The following is a 16,971-nucleotide window of genomic DNA, read 5'->3' on the forward strand; positions in this document are numbered from 1 at the left end:
CATTGTTTGCTACAAGGAAATCAGCGTGCTTGCCAAGGTTGGAGATATCTATAGTGTGTTTTCGCACAGGCTGCAGCAGTATGTGGCTTGCCAGGTCACGGCCATCGACGATGCTGCGTCCGGCAGCCCCCCGCTGGCCGCCATTTTGCAGCTGGACTGGACGGGCGACGCCTTGCCCGATGCGCACGCCGTGCAGGCGATGCGCCCCCTGGTGTGCGATTACTATTTCTGGAACAAGCGCCACGACCACAGCTTTGCCAGCGCAAAGGTGCCGCGCCATTACACCCTGGTGGCCAATGTCGCGCCGCTGGTCGAGACGGCAGTGAAAAGCTACAGCGGCGGCTGGCACCTGGGCGACAGCGTCTGGCGCCAGCGCCGCTGGGAGCAGGTCGACCCGGCCAGGCGCCAGCGCTTCAAGGCGGCGTCGAGCGAGGAAGTGATGGTCGGCGGCCAGGCCGTGCGCCAGAAGACGAGCCGCATCGGCGACGATATCCTGCAGGCGATCAGCGACTTGTCCGAACTGGACCAGCTGCCTTGCCTGACGACCATCGAAACGCGCCACGGCAGCGCGGCGCTGGCCGCCTACATCAACGGCAACCCCATCATCAACGAAGTGCACTGGCAATCCTCGACGGAGGGCGAACTCGACTTGCGCAACAGCAATGTCAGCCGCCTCGTCGTGCATGCCGCAGGCTTGCGCTCGCTGCGCCTGAACGAGGGTTTGAGCACCCTGATACTGGATGGCGCGCCGTCGCCCGCGCTGCGCATCGACGATCCGCATGCGGGGCGTTTCCTGCGGCTGCAGTGTTCCGGCGCCCTGGCGCCATTCCACGGCCTCGACCAGCTGGCGCGCCTGTCGCTGAGCGCGATGCCGGTGGTCGATTTCGACGCCGTGGCGCAGCGTTTCCCCGTGCTGACGGACCTGACCGTGTGGGGCAAGCCGGGGCTGGCGTCGAACGTGGCCTGCATCGCCAGACTGGACCGTTTGCGCTCCTTCACCGCGTATGAACTGTTTGGCTACGGTGCCGACGACTTCCCCGCGCCGGCGCAGTTGCCGGCCTTGTCCAGCCTGTGCCTGGCCAGCCTGCCGGCCGACGCCGCCAAGGCCATCAAGGCCAGTTATAGAAAGGCGGCGGCGCTGGGCCTGGACCTGTCCGTGACGCGGCCGCGCAAGCCGGAATGGCTGGCGGAAAACCTGGATAACCCGTTCCGCGACTGGGATGGCCGCGAACACATTGCGGCGGCATATGCCAAAAAGGCCGCGCAGGCGTATAAAAAGCTGCTGGCCACGGCGCGCACGCTCGACGGCGCGAACGATGCCGGGATGGCGCAAGCCATGGCGCAGGAGATGGTCACCGCCTACGTCGGCGTGTTCAACCAGATAGAGCGGCGTTCCAGCGTCATCGAGACGGTGGAGCGCGATGAAATCTATGTGGCGCTGGAGCAGGTGCTGGCGCAAGTGCCGCTGCCGGATGTGGCGGCGCTGTACGCCTTGTTCGACCGCCTGCGCGATTTTTAGTCAGGCATGCGCTAGAAAAAAAGTTCTAGACATGGAGTTCTAGAATCGGTATTCTAGCGTCATGTTAAAAAATACCGCCACTCCCCATCCTACGGCCGCCGAACTGGATCTGCTGCGCATCCTGTGGCGGCGCGGTCCGTCCGACGCGCGCGCCGTGTACGACGCCCTGGCCGCCGAGCGTGCCGACGCCAGCTACGCCACCGTGCTGCGCCAGTTGCAGCTGATGCATGGCAAGGGCTTGCTGAGCCGCGACGAAAGCCAGCGGCCGCAGCTGTATGCTGCCGTCGACGCGCAGGAAAAACTGCAGACCAGCTTGCTCAAGGATTTGATCGGCAAGGTGTTTTCCGGTTCCGGCAAGGCGCTCGTGCTGACGGCGCTGCGCGAGCACGTGAGCGACGCGGAACGCCTGGAAATTGAAAAAATCCTGCGCAGCAAGGATGGCCAACAGCCATGAACCTGGATCTGCGCCTGGGCATCGAGTTGGGCAAGCTGGTCCCTGCGCTGGGCTGGGTCTTGCTGTATTTCGTCTGGCAGGGCTTGATCGTGGGCGCCGTGTCCGCCGTCCTGCTCTGGCTGCTGCGTCATGCCAGCGCGCGCTGGCGCTATGCCGTCTGCGCGCTGGCGCTGCTGCTGTGCCTGTGTATTCCCGCCATCCATCTGCTTTCTCTGCTGTCTGGCATATCTCCTGTCCAACTGCCGCTGGCCGCGCCGCCCGCCTGGCGCGCCGCGCTGCAAGCGTGGATGCCGGCCCTGGTGCTGGCCTGGAGCGCCGGTGTCGCCCTGATGAGCTTGCGCTTGTGCCTGGGCCTGGCCTGGGTCGGCAAGCTGCGCCGCCAGGCCGTCGCTGCCCCGGCCATCTGGCAGGCGCGCCTCGATGCGCTGGCGCTGCGCATGGGCTTGCACGGCAGTCGGAAAGTGCCGCTGAAGCTGCATGGGGGATTGTCCAGCCCCGTCACGGTGGGTTTCTGGCGCCCCGTCATCCTGCTGCCGGCCGCCTTGCTGAGCGGCATGCCCGTCGCCTTGCTCGAAGCGCTGCTGGCGCATGAACTGGCGCATGTGCGGCGCTGGGATTACCTGGTCAACCTGCTGCAAAGCGTGGCCGAGGCGCTGCTGTTCTTTCACCCCGTCGTCTGGTGGCTGTCGGCGCGCATGCGGGCCGAACGGGAGCAGGTGGCCGACGCCCTGGCCGCACAGGCGCTGCAAGACCCGCAGCAGCTGGCCACGGCGTTGCATGCCTTGTCCCTGCACACGGCCATCCCGCAACATGCCGGCTTGCTGATGTCGGCCCGGGGCGGGGCGCTGCTCACGCGCATCGAACGGCTGATGGCGCCCGGGCTTGATACGGCCGGCTGGAAACTGGCCGTGCCCGCCTTGCTGCTGGCCTGCGCCACCTTGCTGCTGCAGGTGCAGGGCAAGCCCGCCGTCAACGGGGCGATGCTGGCCGATGCCGCCGCCGATATGCTGGCCTTGCCCGTCAGCGCGAAACACATGCTGGTATTCGACGACGCCAGCGGCAAGGTGCTGATGGCGAAAGATGCGGACGCCGTCGTGCCCATCGCCTCGATCACCAAGCTGATGACTGCCATGGTGGTGCTCGATGCAGCCCTCGACCCCGACGAACAGCTGCGCATCGTGCGCGCCGATGGCGGCTCGTCCTTGCAGCGCCACAGCCTGCTGGCCGAGGGTGTGGCCGTGTCGCGCGGCGCGCTGTTGCAACTGGCGCTGCTGCCGTCCGAAAACCGCGCCGCCGCCGCGCTGGCGCGCACCTATCCCGGCGGCAGCGCGGCGTTTCAGCAAGCCTTGCAGGCGAAGATCCGCAGCCTGGACTTGCGCCGCACCACCCTGACGGACCCCGTCGGCAGTTCGCCGGCGAATACCTCCACGGCCAGCGAGGTGGCGAAGATCGTCGCGGCGGCCGCGCGCTATCCGGACATCGCCCGCATCACCAGCCACCCGCAGGCGAGCGTAGCCGTCAATGGCAAGCTCCGCACCTTGCGCAACACCAACCCGCTAGTGGGCGGCAAGGGCTGGGATATTTTATTGTCCAAGACGGGCAGCAGCCACGAGGCGGGCAGCTGCCTGACCATGCGCATGCGCAGCGGCGGCAAGCACGTCACCGTGGTGCTGCTCGATGCCGACGGCGCGCAGCGGCGCTCGCTCGACGCCGGACACATCCGTGACACCCTGGCCGGGAGCCCAGGCCGCATGCATTGATACCCCCCCCTGGCGCGCCGCGCGTGCGGCCGCCTTTCTTTTTACACTCTGGAGATGAAGATGACACTATTGGCGAAGTTGATGCTGGCTACGGTTGCGACCATGGCGGCAGGCACGGTGCAGGCAAAGACGCCGGCCCCGGTGCAGGATAAACCGGTTAATTGCGACAATTGCAAGGAATGGAACGCGCCCGTCAAGCCGTTCAATATCTATGGCAATAGCTGGTATGTGGGCACGGCAGGCCTGTCCGCCGTGCTGGTGACGAGCCCGCAGGGCCATATCCTGCTCGACGGCGCGCTGCCGCAATCGGCGCCCCTGATCGTGGCCAACATCCAGGCGCTGGGCTTTCGCATCGAGGATGTGAAATATATCCTCAATTCGCACGCCCATTGGGACCATGCGGGCGGTATTGCCGCGCTGCAGCGGGCGAGCGGCGCCACCGTGATGGCCAGCGCCTCGGGCGCCCTGGGCCTGCAAAGCGGCACTAATGGCAAGGATGACCCGCAATACCAGGCCAATCCCGTCGTGCATGTGGCCAAGGTGGCCAAGGTCGAGGTGGTGGGCGAGGGCGATACCGTCAAGGTCGGCCCCCTGGTGCTCACGGCTCACATGACGCCAGGCCACACGCCGGGCGGCACGACGTGGACCTGGACCTCGTGCGAAGATGCGCGCTGCCTGAACGTGGTGTACGCGGACAGCCTGAACCCGTATGCGAGCGGCGATTTCACCTATACGGGCAAAGGCAAGACGCCGGACGTCTCGGCCGCGTTCGAAGCGAGCATCGCCAAGGTGGCCGCCTTGCCATGCGACATCATCATCCCCGTGCATCCGGGCACGACGGACGTGCTGGGCAAGGCCGCGAAGCGCAGCGCCACAAGCAATCCCCTGATCGACGCCAGCGCCTGCCGCGCCTATGCGGCCGAAGCGGGCGGCTTGCTGGCCAAGCGCCTGGCGAAGGAACGGGGCGAGGCGGCGCCTCTTGAGGCCAAGGGCGCCGCGCACGCGCATTGAGCGTTTTACCCTGCCGCCTGCCGCTGTTTTTGCAGGCGTTTCAGGAACACCGTCATTTCCTTGACGGCTTGCAGGTCGCCTTGCTGCTGGGCCACCGTCACGCCGGTGGTCCAAGCAGACTCGGCTTCGTCCAGCCGGGCCAATTGGTGCAAGGCCTTGCCCAGCAGTTTCCAGGCGGCGGAATAGCCTGGCTGCTGCACGGTGGCTTGCGCCAGGTGGACGGCCGCTTGCTCGGCGTCATTGTCTTTCAGACAGGCATCGCCCAGGCCAAAGCGCAGCAGGGCGTTGTCGCGGCCCTGCGCCAGCAGTTTTTCCAGTTGTTCACGCATTGCCGGCCTCACCTTAATATGCAAGTCAATACTTGTATATTAACGCTTGCGCGTGCAAGAAACAAGCTGCTCGTCAATCCGCCACATCCACCACCAGCTTGCCGCGCGCGCTGCCGTCCATCTGCGCCACATGCGCCTCGTGCACCGTGCGTAAGGTGAAGCGACGCGGATCGAGCCGTACCTGCAGCTTGCCCGCCTCTATTAATTTGTTGGCTGCGCGCAGAATCGCGCCATGGCGCGCGTGATGCTCGCCGCTCAACAGGGGCAGCAGGGTGAACACGCCCGAGTAGCTGGCCGCGCGCGCCGTCAGCGGGCTCAGTGCGAACGTGCCCCAGCCCAGGCAGCTGACGACGTGGCCGCCATACATGCGTGCCGCCTTGAAACTGGCGTCCAGGGTGGCGCCGCCCACCGTGTCGTAGACGATGTCGAAGCCGGCGCCGCCCGTGTGTTCGGCCACGTAGTCGTCCACCGTGCTGGTGCGGTAATCGATGAAGCGCGCACCCAGCGCTTCGATGGCCGCGCGGCTGGCGGCGCTGCCCGTGGCAGACACCTTCGCGCCCAGGGCGACGGCGAGCTGCACGGCCATGTGTCCCACGCCGCCCGCGCCGCCATGCACGAGTACGCTGTCTCCCGCCTTCACGTGGGCGCGGTCCACCAGCCCTTCCCAGGCCGTGATGAAGACGAGGGGCAAGGCGGCCGCTTCGCGCATGCTCAGCGCGGGCGGCACGGGCGCCAGCAGGGCAGAGTCGAAGATGGCGTACTCGGCCAGCGAGCCCTGGATGCCGCCGATGCCGCCCGCCATGCCATACACTGTTGCGCCAACGTGAAAAGTCGTCACGCCTTCGCCCACGGCCGCCACCGTGCCGGCCACGTCGATGCCAAGGATGGCGGGCAGGCTGGGCCGGGCGTGCGGCGCGGCGCCGGCGGCGATCTTCGTGTCCAGCGGATTGACGCCGCTGGCGGCGATGCGCACGAGGACTTGCCCCGGGCCAGGCTGCGGCACGGGCAGGTGTTCGATGGTCATGCGGGTGGAAAAGGTGTTGAGGACGAGGGCTTGCATGATGTTCTCCTGTGGTTGATGCCCCAGTCTAGGCGGACGGCGTGCAAAGAAAAATGGGGCGCGGCCCGATGCACTATTTCAGTATCGTGGATAATCATTGGTTAACAGGAGGGCAATACATGGACAGGCTGGAAGCGATGCGCGTGTTTTGCGCCGTGGTCGAGGCGGGCGGTTTCAGCAAGGCGGCGCAGCGCCTGGGCATTTCCACCTCGTCCGTGACGAATCAGGTGGCGGCGCTGGAAAAGCATTTCGGCGTGCGCCTGTTGCAGCGCACCACGCGCAGCATGTCGCTCACGGCCGAAGGCCAGCAGTGCCATGCGCAGGCGCACCAGGTGCTGGCCGGCATGGCGGCGCTGGAATCCAGTCTGGAACAGGCGGCAGGGAAACCCTCGGGCAGTCTGCGCGTGGATATGCCCAGCAGCATCAGCCGCAATCTGGTGGCGCCCGCCTTGCCCCGCTTTACCGCCGCCTATCCCGACATTTCCCTGCGCCTGACGGTCAGCGACCGCCTGGTCGATATGGTGGAAGAGGGCATCGACGTGATGCTGCGCATCGGCGAACCGCAGGATTCGTCCTTGGTGGCGCGCAGCCTGCTGAGCATGGATTATCTGTGCTGCGCTTCCCCCGCCTTCATCGCCCGGCATGGCGTGCCGCGCACGCCGCAGGAACTGGACCAGTTTGCCTGCCTGCATTTCCTGTATCCGAAAGCGCGCCAGGTGCGGCCGTGGCTGTTCCAGGATGGGGAAGCAGGCGAGCCGTACGCCCACACGCCGGCCGCGGCCTTGTCTTTCGACCATATCGAATCGATGATCGCCGCCGCCCAGGCCGGTTGCGGCATCGTGCAGGCCCTGTCTGTTTCCGTCTTGCAGCCTTTGCGCGAGGGAACCCTGGTGCCGGTGCTGCAGCCATTCCGCACGCGGGGGCCGGACTTGTGGGCGCTGTTCCACCCGCGCCAGCTGCGCGCGGCCAAGGTGCAGGTGTTCGTGGATTTTTTGGCGCAGATTTTTGATGACAGCTTTAATGAGAATTGATTATCAATTATAATGCAAGCCTATTGCATTGATTTGCGCCCTCGTCAGGAATTCCATGCCCGTGTTTTTACGCCGCCCCGTGGCGCTGTTACTTGCTGCCGCCAGCCCCTGGTCACTGGCAATCGATGATGTGCAGGCCGGCGATGTCGTCACCGTCAAGGCCGAGCGCCAGCACTACCGCAGCCTGTCCGCCACGGGCGCCACCAAGACGGACGCTTTATTGATGGACTTGCCGCAAAGCGTGCGCGTGCTGACGGGCGACTTGCTGCGCGACGCGGGCGTGACGACTTTGGCCGGCGCGCTGGACCTGGCCAGCGGTATTTCAAAACAAAGTCCGCTGGGCGGCCTGTGGGACAGCTATGCCATGCGCGGTTTCACGGGCGATCCGAATTTCGGCTCCGACTACATGGTCAACGGTTTCAGTTCCAGCCGCGGCTACAACGGCATGCGCGATGGCGGCAGTACGCAGAACGTGGAAGTGCTCAAAGGCCCCGCGTCGGCCCTGTACGGCCGGGGCGAGCCGGGCGGCACGGTGAACATCACGACGAAAAAGCCGAAATTCGCACCGGAATACAGCGCCGATGTTGCGCTGGGCAGCTTTCAGACGCGCCGCACCGCCGTCGACTTGACGGGACCGTTGAGTGAGACCGTCGCCTACCGCCTGAACGCCGCGCATGAGGACGGGCACAGCTTCCGCGATACGGTGAAAGTCGAACGCAGCCTGTTTTCTCCCTCGTTTATCTGGCTGGCGGGCGAGCACACGACCGTGTCGTATGAAATCGAAGCGGTGCGCCAGCGCGCGCCGTTCGACCGGGGCGTGCTGGCCGTGAACGGCAAACTGGGCCTTGTCCCCGTCTCGCGCTTCCTGGGCGAACCGGGCGACCGCCCCATGACGGTCAAGTCGCTGGGGCAGCAGCTGTTTATCCACCATGCGCTGTCCGACGACTGGACGCTGCAGGCCGGTGCTTCCTGGCGCGACAGCGAATTGTGCGGTTATTCGACCGAGGCGAACAAGCTGCTGGCCGATGGCCGCACCCTGAACCGCCAGCGCCGCCACCGCGATTTCTCGGCCACCGACGCCTCCGCCCGCGTCGAGTTGCTGGGCAAGTTCAAAACGGGCGCGCTGGCACACGAGGTGCTGGCCGGCGTGGACGCCTATCGTTTCGACGACCACCGGGTGCAGCTGCGGCGCAACCCCAGTGCCGCGAATGTCTATGCCATCGACATCTACGCGCCCGTATACGGCGGCAAGGCCGCTCCGCTGGCCCTGTCCATCGACACGCAGGAACGGCAGCAGGCGCGCGGCCTGTATGCGCAGGACCAGATTGACCTGGGCGCCCGATGGAAGGCGCTGCTCGGCGTGCGCCACGACAGCTACACGCAGGATGTGGCGAACCATCGCCTGAACACGGGCAACCGCCAGTCGCTGTCGGCCACCAGCCCCCGCGCGGGCCTCGTCTACCAGCCGTCGAAAATGTGGTCGCTGTATGCGAGCGCGGCGAAGGGCTTTCGGCCCAACAGCGGCATCAGCATCGATAACCAGGCTTTCCCGGCCGAGCGCAGCCGCTCGTATGAACTGGGCGCCAAGCTGGAAACGGGCAAGCTGACGGGCACGGTGGCCGTGTACGACATCCGCAAGCGCAATGTGCTGACGACGAATCCCGTCAACACGGATTTCGCCATCGCGGCGGGCGAGGTGGGCAGCCGGGGCCTGGAACTGGACGTGTCGGGCGAACTGGCGCGCGGCTTGCGCATCTCGGGCGCCTATGCCTACACCAGCGCCACCGTCACGCGCGGCGACAATACGATCGTGACGGGCAGCCGCTTCGCCAACGTGCCGCGCCACAGCGCCAATGTACTCGCGACACAGCAGTTCGCGCTGGGCACGGGAACGGCCAGCCTGGGCGGCGGCGTGCAGTATGTGGGCGAGCGCCTGGGCGACGTGGCCGTCAGCAGCCAATTTACCCTGCCTGCCTATACGACGGCCAGATTGCTGGCGTCGTATGCGCCCAGCGCCAGACTGCGATTCGCTTTGAGCGTGGAAAACCTGTTCAACCGCAGCTACTATGCGAGTTCCTACAGCCAGCTGTGGGTGGCGCCGGGGGCGGAGCGCGCGCTGAACTTGAATGCCCATTACCGCTTTTAAGGGATGACCTTGACTACATCTGCCACCCTGCGCACCCGCATCGCCGTCATCGACGTGCTGCGCGGCCTCGTCATGCTGATCATGCTGTTCGACCATGTGCGCGAAACCGTCTTTTTACACCATCAGGTCAGCGATCCCATGGATGCGGCCAGCGTCGATCCGGCCCTGTTCTTCACGCGCCTGGCGGCCCACGTGTGCGCGCCCATGTTCGTTTTCCTGACGGGCCTGTCCGCCTGGCTGTACGCGCATCCTGCCGCCGGTCCCCGCAGCGCGGCCGGTTTCCTGTTCAAGCGGGGCTTGCTGCTGGTCGTGCTGGAACTGGTGTTCGTCAATTTCGCGTGGAGCGGGGCGTTTCCGCCCGCCGTGCTGTACCTGCAGGTGATCTGGGTCATCGGCCTGGCCATGATGGCGCTGGCCGTGCTGCACAAGCTGCCCTTGAACGTGCTGCTCGTGCTGGGCGCGGCGATGATCGCGGGGCAGCATTTGATGACCGGCTTGCGCGCGGAACAGGGCAGCCTTGGCTATTACGCTCTGACGGTGCTGCTGCAACGCGGCTATCTGGTGGCGGACGGCGCCATGCAGATCAAGGTCAGCTATCCGCTGCTGCCGTGGATAGGCGTGATCGTGCTAGGCTATGCTGCCGGCCCCCTGTATGCGCGCGCATTTTCTGCCACGGCACGGCGGCGCTGGCTGCTGGCGCTGGGCGCGGGCAGCCTGCTGCTCCTGGGCCTGCTGCGCGGCTTCAATCTGTATGGCGAAACCCTGCCTTGGGTGGCGGGCGACACGGCCTTGCGCACGGCCATGAGCGTGCTGAACTTCACGAAATATCCGCCGTCGCTGGACTTTTTGTTGTTCACCCTGGGCCTGGGCTTGCTGGGCCTGGCCTGGCTGGAAAGCGTCGATAACGGATTCACGCGGGCTTGCGCCACCTTTGGCGGTGCGCCCATGTTCTATTACTTGCTGCACCTGTATCTGCTGCTGGCCATCGGCCTGGCCTTGACGGCCGTGCTGGGCGCCAATCACGGCACCCGCTACGGCGTCGAACACATCTGGCAAGTCTGGCTGATCGCGCTGGTGCTGATGCCCGTGCTGTACTTCCCCTGCCGCGCGTTTGCCAGCTACAAGCGCGCGTCGAAGCAGGCGTGGGTGCGTTATTTCTGAATGACGCCTGCTTGCCAACGCCTACTTGCAGTACAGCCTGTCGATGCTATGCGCCGATGCCAGGTAATGCCGCGTCTGCCAACCGATGGCCACGCGGTAGGCGCACGGCGGGTCCAGCGCCACGTTGACGGGGAAGCCGCCATTGTTGCCCGACAGGTGAGGACCGCCCGCGCCGCCGCGGAACAGATAGTTGCTCGGTGGCGGTGGTGGCGTGAAACTGGCGGCCGGCAGCGGTGGCGGCGGGTGCGCGATGCCGTTGTTGTTGGAAATCGTGATATTAAAGAAGCGCAAATGCGGATGGTCGATCGTGTACAGGATATGCACGAGGCCGCCCGCGATGGGGTTGCAGGCATTGCTGCGCAACTCTTCCAGGTCCAGCGCCACGATGACGGGCGAGTTGTCGAAGACGATGGAGTCGAGCCCGTCCGTGGCCAGCAGCGCCAGGGTATTTCCATCGCGCACCTCGAAGCCCATGCGGTAGCGGCGTATCGGTTCGCTTTCGGTCGCCGTCAGGCTGCGGCCCGCGTCGAGGATGGGCAAGCCGCCCGGCAGCTTGGCCGGATGCAGGCTGGTGATGGCGGGCGTATTCACGGTAAGTAAGTCAAACGTGCGCAGGAAGATGTTGGGCGCCACGTTGACGACGGCCGTCGTGCCATCGCGCATGTCCACCGTGACGGGCTTGCCGTCCACCCGTATCCACCCGCCCGGTTTCAGATCGCCCGCATCGACGATCACTTGTGCCGAGTCGCTCAAGCCCAGTCCGTTCGTATAAAACACATAGCCGACGAGGGTGCCGAGCACTTGTGTGAGCGGCGCCAGGCTGGCGGGCGGCACCGTCGGGATGGCCGTCGGGTCGTCGCTGCCGCCGGGCCAGGACCATTCGCCGATGAGGAAACGGTACTCGAGCGGATTGGCGGGGATGGCGCTATTGCGCAGCGGGCAATTGCCTTTCAAGGTGACGCCGCCGGCGAACACGTACGAGGCGCCGGGGCCGCCCGCATAGCCTTGCGCGGAAAAGCCCGCCAGCGAGGGGAAGGGGTGGATGTCGAAGATTTCCACCTGCTGCCAGTGGGGCACGCCTTCCACGTCCTGCGGCAAGACGTCTTTCGAGCACAATTCGACGCAGAAACAGTGGCCCACGTTTTCGCGCCCCGGCTGGCGGCCGTTGGCCTGGGTTTCCGACAGGATGGTCACGCTGCCCAGCTGTGCCGTGAAGTACACGTCGGGCCCGCTGGCAAATTCCACGTTGATGAACGGCGAGAAGGGCGTGAGCGTGAAGTCCGACGTCAGGTAGTCGATGCGGAAGCGTCCCGTGGCATCGGTGACGGCAACGCCCAGCGCATCGTCCTGCAGCCAGTCCGTATCGAACGCCCGCACGGTGGCGCCCGCGATCGGCGCGTGCGGCGCGTCGCAGGTGCGCAGCCGGCCGCAGATGGTCCAGGCGCCGAAGCGGGAGCGCACCAGGCACCAGAAGCGCTGCGGCAGGCAGTAATCCCAGATGGCGAGGAAATCGTTGTCGACCTGGCGCCAGCGGGGCTGGAGGGTGGTGATGGAAAACTGCAGCGGCACGGGGTCTTTCGGCCCCGGCTTCAGATGCGGCACGGTAGGGCACAGGATATCGACTTCCACGGCCTCGCCCTGATAATCGCCTTCCAGGGTGAAACTGTAGTTGCCGTCGTCATCCGTGCGCGCTTCGGCCAGCAGGAAGGGGGCTTTCGCCTGCACTTCCTCGTTGGTGAGGATGGCGAAGGTTTCCTTGGCGCTGGCCACGGCCAGGGCCGTGACGTTTTGCGACTCGCGTGGCCGGTACAGGCGCACGATGACGTGCGACAACGGTTCAGGACACTCGGCACAGATCAAGCCGCACAGCTTGCCCCGCAGGATATAGGCCATGATGGTTCTCCAGCTCGGTTGGACAACTGCGCCGCTCGCAGTGGCGGCGCTGTTACCAAGCTAGCAAATGGATGGCCTTCGGGCTTGATCCTGCGTAAAGGAGTGCTTATTTAATCAGTGCCAATACCTCGCGGAAACGCGGATGCTTGCAGTCGCGCAACCATTCAAAGGCCAGCATTTCCACCGTCACCAGCTGCGCGCCCAGCTTGCCCAGGCGGGCCAGCGCGGCATCGCGGCTGGCGGCCTGGCGCGAACCGACGGCGTCGATGGCGATGATGACGTCATACCCGAGTTCGAGCAGGCCGATGGCCGTCTGCAGCATGCACACATGGGCTTCGCAGCCCGTGACGACGATCTGTTTGCGTCCGGGCGGCAAGATCGCCTGTAAGCCGTCGGCACAGGCGCCGAAATGCGTCTTGTGCAAGGTCCGTTCGCACAGGGCGGCGATTTCCTCCACGTTCGGCCCCAGTCCCTGGCGGTTCTGTTCCGTGCCCAGCACGGGCACGCCGAGCAGGCGGGCGATCCTGGCCAGGCGCAGGTTTTGCGCCAGCACCAGGCCCGCGTAGTGGATGGCCGGCATCAAACGGCCTTGCAGATCGACAATGACTAAAACAGCCTGGTTTGCATCCATCAGCATGGCGATCTCCTGAAACACCTGCCAAAACCTACTGCGCGTCGGTAGTCGCGGCCTGCGATGCTCACTGTACCTTCGTACAGTTGCGCGTCTCGACCACAACTCCCTTCCGCTCGCTACGGTTTTATCAGGCGTTGTTAGTAATTAATATGTGGCGACAGTGTAGCTTGCGTTCAGCTTGGCCAGCTGGGCGCGGCCGTTTCGCCCATCAAATAGGCGTGATTGAGGTCGATGGCGCCGCGCAGGTAGTTCCACAGGGCGCTGACGCGGGCGATGTTGCGCCGCTCGCTGGGCGAGATCATCCAGAAGGCGCGCAGCAGGTCGATCTCGCCGTCGAGCACGGGCACCAGTTCGTTCGATTGCTGCGCCACGAAGCAGGGCAGGATCGCCAGCGCCTGGCCCGCGCGCGCCGCGTGGTACTGGGCGATCACGCTGGTGCTGCGGAAGGCGCGCAGGGAATCGGGCGCCACGTTATCCATGTAGCGCAGCTCCGAACTGAAGACCAGGTCGTCCACATAGCCGATGATCGGGTGCTGCGCCAGTTGCGCCACGCTGGTGATCGGGGCGTGGCGCGCCAGGTAGGCTGGCGTGGCGTACAGTTTCAGCCGATAGTCGGACAATTTGGTCACCACATACGGGCCGGACAGGGGCCGTTCGATGGAAATGGCCACGTCCGCCTCGCGCTTGGACAGGCTGACGAAACGGGGCACGGCGATCAGGTCCACGCTGATGTGCGGGTATCTGCCGCAAAACTGCGCCAGGTGGGGCGCCAGCACGATGGCGCCGAAGCCCTCGGTAGCACCCAGGCGCACCTGCCCCGACAGCAATCGGTTGTGTTCGCCCAGCTCCTCGGTGGCGGCAAACACCGTGCTTTCCATGGTTTCCGCGTATTCCATCAGGCGGTGGCCCTCGGGCGTCAGCTGGTAGCCCACGTAATTGCGGTCGAACAGCTGCGTGCCGACCTGCTCCTCGAACTTGCGCATGCGGCGCGACACGGTGGAATGGTCTATGCCCAGCTTTTTCGCCGCGTCGACGAGGCCCGCGCTGCGCGTCAGTTCCAGGAAGACCCGTACATTGTCCCAATCGAGCACTTTGTTCTCCTTGTGCATTTTTGCAAAGGAATTATGCATTAATTTCACTTGAGTGCATATTTTTACACATGCAGAATGCATCTATACATATAAGAAAAACCCATCCACCTGGAGACACGCATGAAAAAAACCATTCTGGCCATGGGCGCGCTGGCGCTCACCCTTTCCTTTGGCGGCGCGCACGCGCAGATTTCCGATGGCGTCGTCAAGGTCGGCATCCTGACCGACATGTCCGGCCCGTATTCGGCCATGGGCGGGCGCGGCTCCGTCGTCGCCAGCCAGATGGCCGTCGAGGATTGTCTGAAGGCTGAATGCAAGGGCATGAAGATCGAAATCCTCTCGGCCGACCACCTGAACAAGGCCGACATCGCCGCTTCCAAGGCGCGCGAGTGGATCGACCGCGACAAGGTCGACGCCATCGCCGATCTGACCAATTCCTCGGTGGCCCTGTCCGTGCAAAAACTGATGAAGGAGAAGGGCGGCATCGCCATGTTCAGCGGCCCGGCCACGGGGCGCCTGACGAACGAGGATTGCTCGCCGAACGGCTTCCACTGGATGTTCGACACGTATTCGCAGGCGGCCGGCACGGCGGCGGCGCTGACCAAGCTGGGGCAGAAATCCTGGTATTTCGTCACCGTCGATTACGCGTTCGGCCATTCGCTGGAAAAGGACGCCAGCGATGTCGTCAAGCGCAATGGCGGCACGGTGCTGGGCGCCGTGCGCCATCCGCTGAACGCGTCCGATTTCTCGTCCTTCCTGGTGCAGGCGCAACGCTCGAAAGCGCAGGTGATCGGCCTGGCCAACGGCGGCGCAGACGTGGTCTCCGCCATCAAGCAGGCGCGCGAATTCCGCATCGGCAGCGGCAAGGACCAGCGCCTGGCCGCCTTGCTGGTATTCCTCTCCGACGTGCATGCGCTGGGGCTGGAAACGGCCCAGGGCCTCGTCTACGCGGACGGCTTTTACTGGGATTACGATGACCGCAGCCGCGCCTTCGCCAAGCGCTTCGAGGCGCTCAACAAGGGCGCCAAGCCGACCATGGTGCAGGCGGGCGTGTATTCGAGCGTCTACCATTACCTGAAATCGGTGGCGGCGGCGAAAAGCGACGACTCGAAGATCGTCGCCCAGAAAATGCGCGAGCTGCCGATCAAGGACGCCGTCATGAACAACGCCTCGATCCGCCCCGACGGCCGCGTCATACACGACATGTACCTGGTGCAGGTGAAGACCCCGGCCGAATCCAAAGGCGCGTGGGACTACCTGAAAGTGCTGTCCACCATTCCCGCCGACCAGGCGTTCAAGCCGATGGATGGGGCGGCGTGCAACTTGGTCAAGAAATAACCATCGAATACCTTACGGAGCCTCACATGAACCAAGCCCTCACCTCAGTTCCCGCCGTCCCCCTGCACATAGCCGGCAAGCATCACGCCTCGACCAGCACGGAATGGCGCGACGTCGTCAACCCGGCCACGCAGGAAATCGTCGCCAGGGTGCCGTTTTCCACGCCCGACGAAGTCAACCTGGCCGTCGCCACGGCCAAGGAAGCATTCAAGACGTGGCGCAATACCCCGCTGGCGGCGCGCATGCGCATCATGCTCAAGTACCAGCACCTGATCCGCGAAAACATCGGCGCCCTGGCCGAACTGATCACGCGCGAACACGGCAAGACCCTGCCCGACGCGGAAGGGGAAGTGATGCGGGGCCTGGAAGTGGTGGAGCATGCGTGCTCGATCGCCACCCTGCAGCTGGGCGAGATCGCGGAAAACGCGGCCACGGGCGTCGATGTCTACAATATCTACCAGCCGCTGGGCGTGGGCGCCGGCATCACGGCCTTCAATTTCCCCGTCATGCTGCCATGCTTCATGTTCCCCATCGCGATTGCCTGCGGCAATACGTTTGTGCTGAAACCATCGGAACAGGACCCGTCCTCGAGCATGTACCTGGTCGAGCTGATGTACCAGGCGGGCTTGCCGGCGGGCGTGCTGAACGTCGTGCATGGCGGCGCCGACGTCGTCAACATGCTGTGCGACCATCCCGACATCAAGGCCGTCTCCTTCATCGGCTCCACCCACGTGGGCACGCATGTGTACCGCCGCGCCAGCGAATCGGGCAAGCGCGCGCAATCGATGATGGGCGCGAAAAACCATTGCGTGGTGCTGGCCGACGCCAACAAGGAGCAGGCGATCAATAACCTGATCGGCGCCGCATTCGGCGCGGCCGGCCAGCGCTGCATGGCCAATTCCGTCGTCGTGCTGGTGGGCGAGGCGCGTTCCTGGCTGCCGGAAATCGTCGCCCGTTCCAAAGCATTGAAAGTAGGACCGGGCAGCGACCGCACGGCCGACCTGGGGCCGATGGTGTCGAAGGCCGCCATGCAGCGGGCGGAAAAGCTGATCCAGGCGGGCGTGGACGAAGGCGCGCAGCTGCTGCTCGACGGCCGCGGCCACAAGGTGGCAGGCTACGAGGGCGGGAACTTCATGGGGCCGACGATTTTCTCGCAGGTGGCGGCATCGAACGCCGTCTACACGCAGGAAATTTTCGGCCCCGCCATGTGCGTGGTCGAAACGGAGACGCTCGACGAAGCGATCGCCTTCATCAACGCCAACCCGAACGGCAACGGCACCTCGATCTTCACCTCGTCCGGCTGGGCGGGACGCAAGTTCCAGAACGAGATCGACGTGGGGCAGGTGGGCATCAACGTGGCCATTCCCGTGCCCGTCGCCTATTTCAGCTTCACGGGCTCGCGCGCGTCGAAACTGGGCGACCTGGGGCCGAACGGCAAGCAAGCGCTGTATTTCTGGACGCAGACCAAGACCGTCACGGCGCGCTGGTTCGCCCCGGACGATGGCGGCAGCGGCGTCAACACCACCATTGCGATGAAATAAGGA

At 65.0% G+C, this 16,971-nt stretch carries 14 protein-coding genes; 9 read left to right on the top strand and 5 right to left on the bottom strand.

The annotated features are described in order from the left end of the window. Positions 1 to 25 precede the first annotated feature (25 nt). The 4 genes from AC0V2Y_RS03165 (at position 26) to bla (ending at position 4,744) form a co-directional block, all read left to right on the top strand. On the top strand, positions 26 to 1,519 hold the full coding sequence (locus AC0V2Y_RS03165; RefSeq protein WP_475416919.1) for a hypothetical protein: 1,494 nt from the start codon (positions 26 to 28) through the stop codon (positions 1,517 to 1,519). 61 nt (positions 1,520 to 1,580) lie between these two features. Continuing rightward, the gene (locus tag AC0V2Y_RS03170) at positions 1,581 to 1,973 is read left to right on the top strand and encodes a BlaI/MecI/CopY family transcriptional regulator (protein WP_475416918.1); all 393 of its coding nucleotides are present in this window, start codon (positions 1,581 to 1,583) and stop codon (positions 1,971 to 1,973) included. After that, the gene (locus tag AC0V2Y_RS03175) at positions 1,970 to 3,733 is read left to right on the top strand and encodes a M56 family metallopeptidase (RefSeq protein ID WP_475416917.1); all 1,764 of its coding nucleotides are present in this window, start codon (positions 1,970 to 1,972) and stop codon (positions 3,731 to 3,733) included. The genes AC0V2Y_RS03170 and AC0V2Y_RS03175 overlap by 4 nt, the downstream gene beginning before the upstream one ends. Before the next feature lie 81 nt (positions 3,734 to 3,814). After that, positions 3,815 to 4,744: a subclass B3 metallo-beta-lactamase gene (gene bla / locus AC0V2Y_RS03180; RefSeq protein ID WP_475416916.1), complete on the top strand. Its 930-nt coding sequence runs from the start codon at positions 3,815 to 3,817 to the stop codon at positions 4,742 to 4,744. Positions 4,745 to 4,749: 5 nt separating this feature from the next. Here the strand turns inward: bla and AC0V2Y_RS03185 are convergent, their stop codons facing one another. Both AC0V2Y_RS03185 and AC0V2Y_RS03190 read right to left on the bottom strand, forming a co-directional pair. Then, positions 4,750 to 5,073: a tetratricopeptide repeat protein gene (locus AC0V2Y_RS03185; protein ID WP_475416915.1), complete on the bottom strand. Its 324-nt coding sequence runs from the start codon at positions 5,071 to 5,073 to the stop codon at positions 4,750 to 4,752. Between the two features lie 73 nt (positions 5,074 to 5,146). After that, positions 5,147 to 6,133, bottom strand: a complete 987-nt coding sequence (locus tag AC0V2Y_RS03190; protein ID WP_475416914.1) for a zinc-dependent alcohol dehydrogenase family protein — start codon at positions 6,131 to 6,133, stop codon at positions 5,147 to 5,149. A gap of 119 nt (positions 6,134 to 6,252) precedes the next feature. On the opposite strand from AC0V2Y_RS03190, the gene AC0V2Y_RS03195 reads away from it, so the two are divergent. Genes AC0V2Y_RS03195 through AC0V2Y_RS03205 form a run of 3 tightly spaced genes read left to right on the top strand, consistent with a single transcriptional unit; the run spans position 6,253 to position 10,471 of the window. Next, a complete protein-coding gene (locus AC0V2Y_RS03195; RefSeq protein ID WP_475416913.1) occupies positions 6,253 to 7,164 on the top strand; it encodes a LysR family transcriptional regulator in 912 nt (303 codons plus the stop codon). 55 nt (positions 7,165 to 7,219) lie between these two features. Continuing rightward, the gene (locus AC0V2Y_RS03200) at positions 7,220 to 9,310 is read left to right on the top strand and encodes a TonB-dependent siderophore receptor (protein WP_475416912.1); all 2,091 of its coding nucleotides are present in this window, start codon (positions 7,220 to 7,222) and stop codon (positions 9,308 to 9,310) included. A gap of 3 nt (positions 9,311 to 9,313) precedes the next feature. Beyond that, positions 9,314 to 10,471 carry an acetyltransferase domain-containing protein gene (locus AC0V2Y_RS03205; RefSeq protein WP_475416911.1) on the top strand — a complete coding sequence of 386 codons (1,158 nt, stop codon included), beginning with the start codon at positions 9,314 to 9,316 and terminating at the stop codon, positions 10,469 to 10,471. 21 nt (positions 10,472 to 10,492) lie between these two features. Here AC0V2Y_RS03205 and AC0V2Y_RS03210 read toward each other — a convergent pair whose 3' ends face one another. From AC0V2Y_RS03210 to AC0V2Y_RS03220, 3 genes are all read right to left on the bottom strand, one after another. Beyond that, on the bottom strand, positions 10,493 to 12,364 hold the full coding sequence (locus AC0V2Y_RS03210; RefSeq protein WP_475416910.1) for a carboxypeptidase-like regulatory domain-containing protein: 1,872 nt from the start codon (positions 12,362 to 12,364) through the stop codon (positions 10,493 to 10,495). A 106-nt stretch (positions 12,365 to 12,470) separates the two neighbouring features. After that, on the bottom strand, positions 12,471 to 13,001 hold the full coding sequence (locus tag AC0V2Y_RS03215) for an isochorismatase family protein (RefSeq protein WP_475416909.1): 531 nt from the start codon (positions 12,999 to 13,001) through the stop codon (positions 12,471 to 12,473). Between the two features lie 170 nt (positions 13,002 to 13,171). Continuing rightward, positions 13,172 to 14,089, bottom strand: a complete 918-nt coding sequence (locus AC0V2Y_RS03220) for a LysR family transcriptional regulator (protein WP_475416936.1) — start codon at positions 14,087 to 14,089, stop codon at positions 13,172 to 13,174. A 120-nt stretch (positions 14,090 to 14,209) separates the two neighbouring features. Between AC0V2Y_RS03220 and AC0V2Y_RS03225 the strand changes: the two genes are divergently transcribed. Then, on the top strand, positions 14,210 to 15,427 hold the full coding sequence (locus AC0V2Y_RS03225; RefSeq protein ID WP_475416908.1) for an ABC transporter substrate-binding protein: 1,218 nt from the start codon (positions 14,210 to 14,212) through the stop codon (positions 15,425 to 15,427). Positions 15,428 to 15,453: 26 nt separating this feature from the next. After that, positions 15,454 to 16,968, top strand: a complete 1,515-nt coding sequence (locus tag AC0V2Y_RS03230; RefSeq protein WP_475416907.1) for a CoA-acylating methylmalonate-semialdehyde dehydrogenase — start codon at positions 15,454 to 15,456, stop codon at positions 16,966 to 16,968. Positions 16,969 to 16,971 lie beyond the last annotated feature (3 nt).

This window comes from Janthinobacterium sp. BHSEK (assembly GCF_056174685.1).

Excerpts from the sequence above, each read along its gene's own strand:
- AC0V2Y_RS03170 (WP_475416918.1), top strand. The coding sequence starts at position 1,581 with ATGTTAAAAAATACCGCCACTCCCCATCCTACGGCCGCCGAACTGGAT.
- AC0V2Y_RS03175 (WP_475416917.1), top strand. The coding sequence starts at position 1,970 with ATGAACCTGGATCTGCGCCTGGGCATCGAGTTGGGCAAGCTGGTCCCT.
- bla (WP_475416916.1), top strand. The coding sequence starts at position 3,815 with ATGCTGGCTACGGTTGCGACCATGGCGGCAGGCACGGTGCAGGCAAAG.
- AC0V2Y_RS03185 (WP_475416915.1), bottom strand. The coding sequence starts at position 5,073 with ATGCGTGAACAACTGGAAAAACTGCTGGCGCAGGGCCGCGACAACGCC.
- AC0V2Y_RS03190 (WP_475416914.1), bottom strand. The coding sequence starts at position 6,133 with ATGCAAGCCCTCGTCCTCAACACCTTTTCCACCCGCATGACCATCGAA.
- AC0V2Y_RS03195 (WP_475416913.1), top strand. The coding sequence starts at position 6,253 with ATGGACAGGCTGGAAGCGATGCGCGTGTTTTGCGCCGTGGTCGAGGCG.
- AC0V2Y_RS03200 (WP_475416912.1), top strand. The coding sequence starts at position 7,220 with ATGCCCGTGTTTTTACGCCGCCCCGTGGCGCTGTTACTTGCTGCCGCC.
- AC0V2Y_RS03205 (WP_475416911.1), top strand. The coding sequence starts at position 9,314 with ATGACCTTGACTACATCTGCCACCCTGCGCACCCGCATCGCCGTCATC.
- AC0V2Y_RS03210 (WP_475416910.1), bottom strand. The coding sequence starts at position 12,364 with ATGGCCTATATCCTGCGGGGCAAGCTGTGCGGCTTGATCTGTGCCGAG.
- AC0V2Y_RS03215 (WP_475416909.1), bottom strand. The coding sequence starts at position 13,001 with ATGCTGATGGATGCAAACCAGGCTGTTTTAGTCATTGTCGATCTGCAA.
- AC0V2Y_RS03225 (WP_475416908.1), top strand. The coding sequence starts at position 14,210 with ATGAAAAAAACCATTCTGGCCATGGGCGCGCTGGCGCTCACCCTTTCC.
- AC0V2Y_RS03230 (WP_475416907.1), top strand. The coding sequence starts at position 15,454 with ATGAACCAAGCCCTCACCTCAGTTCCCGCCGTCCCCCTGCACATAGCC.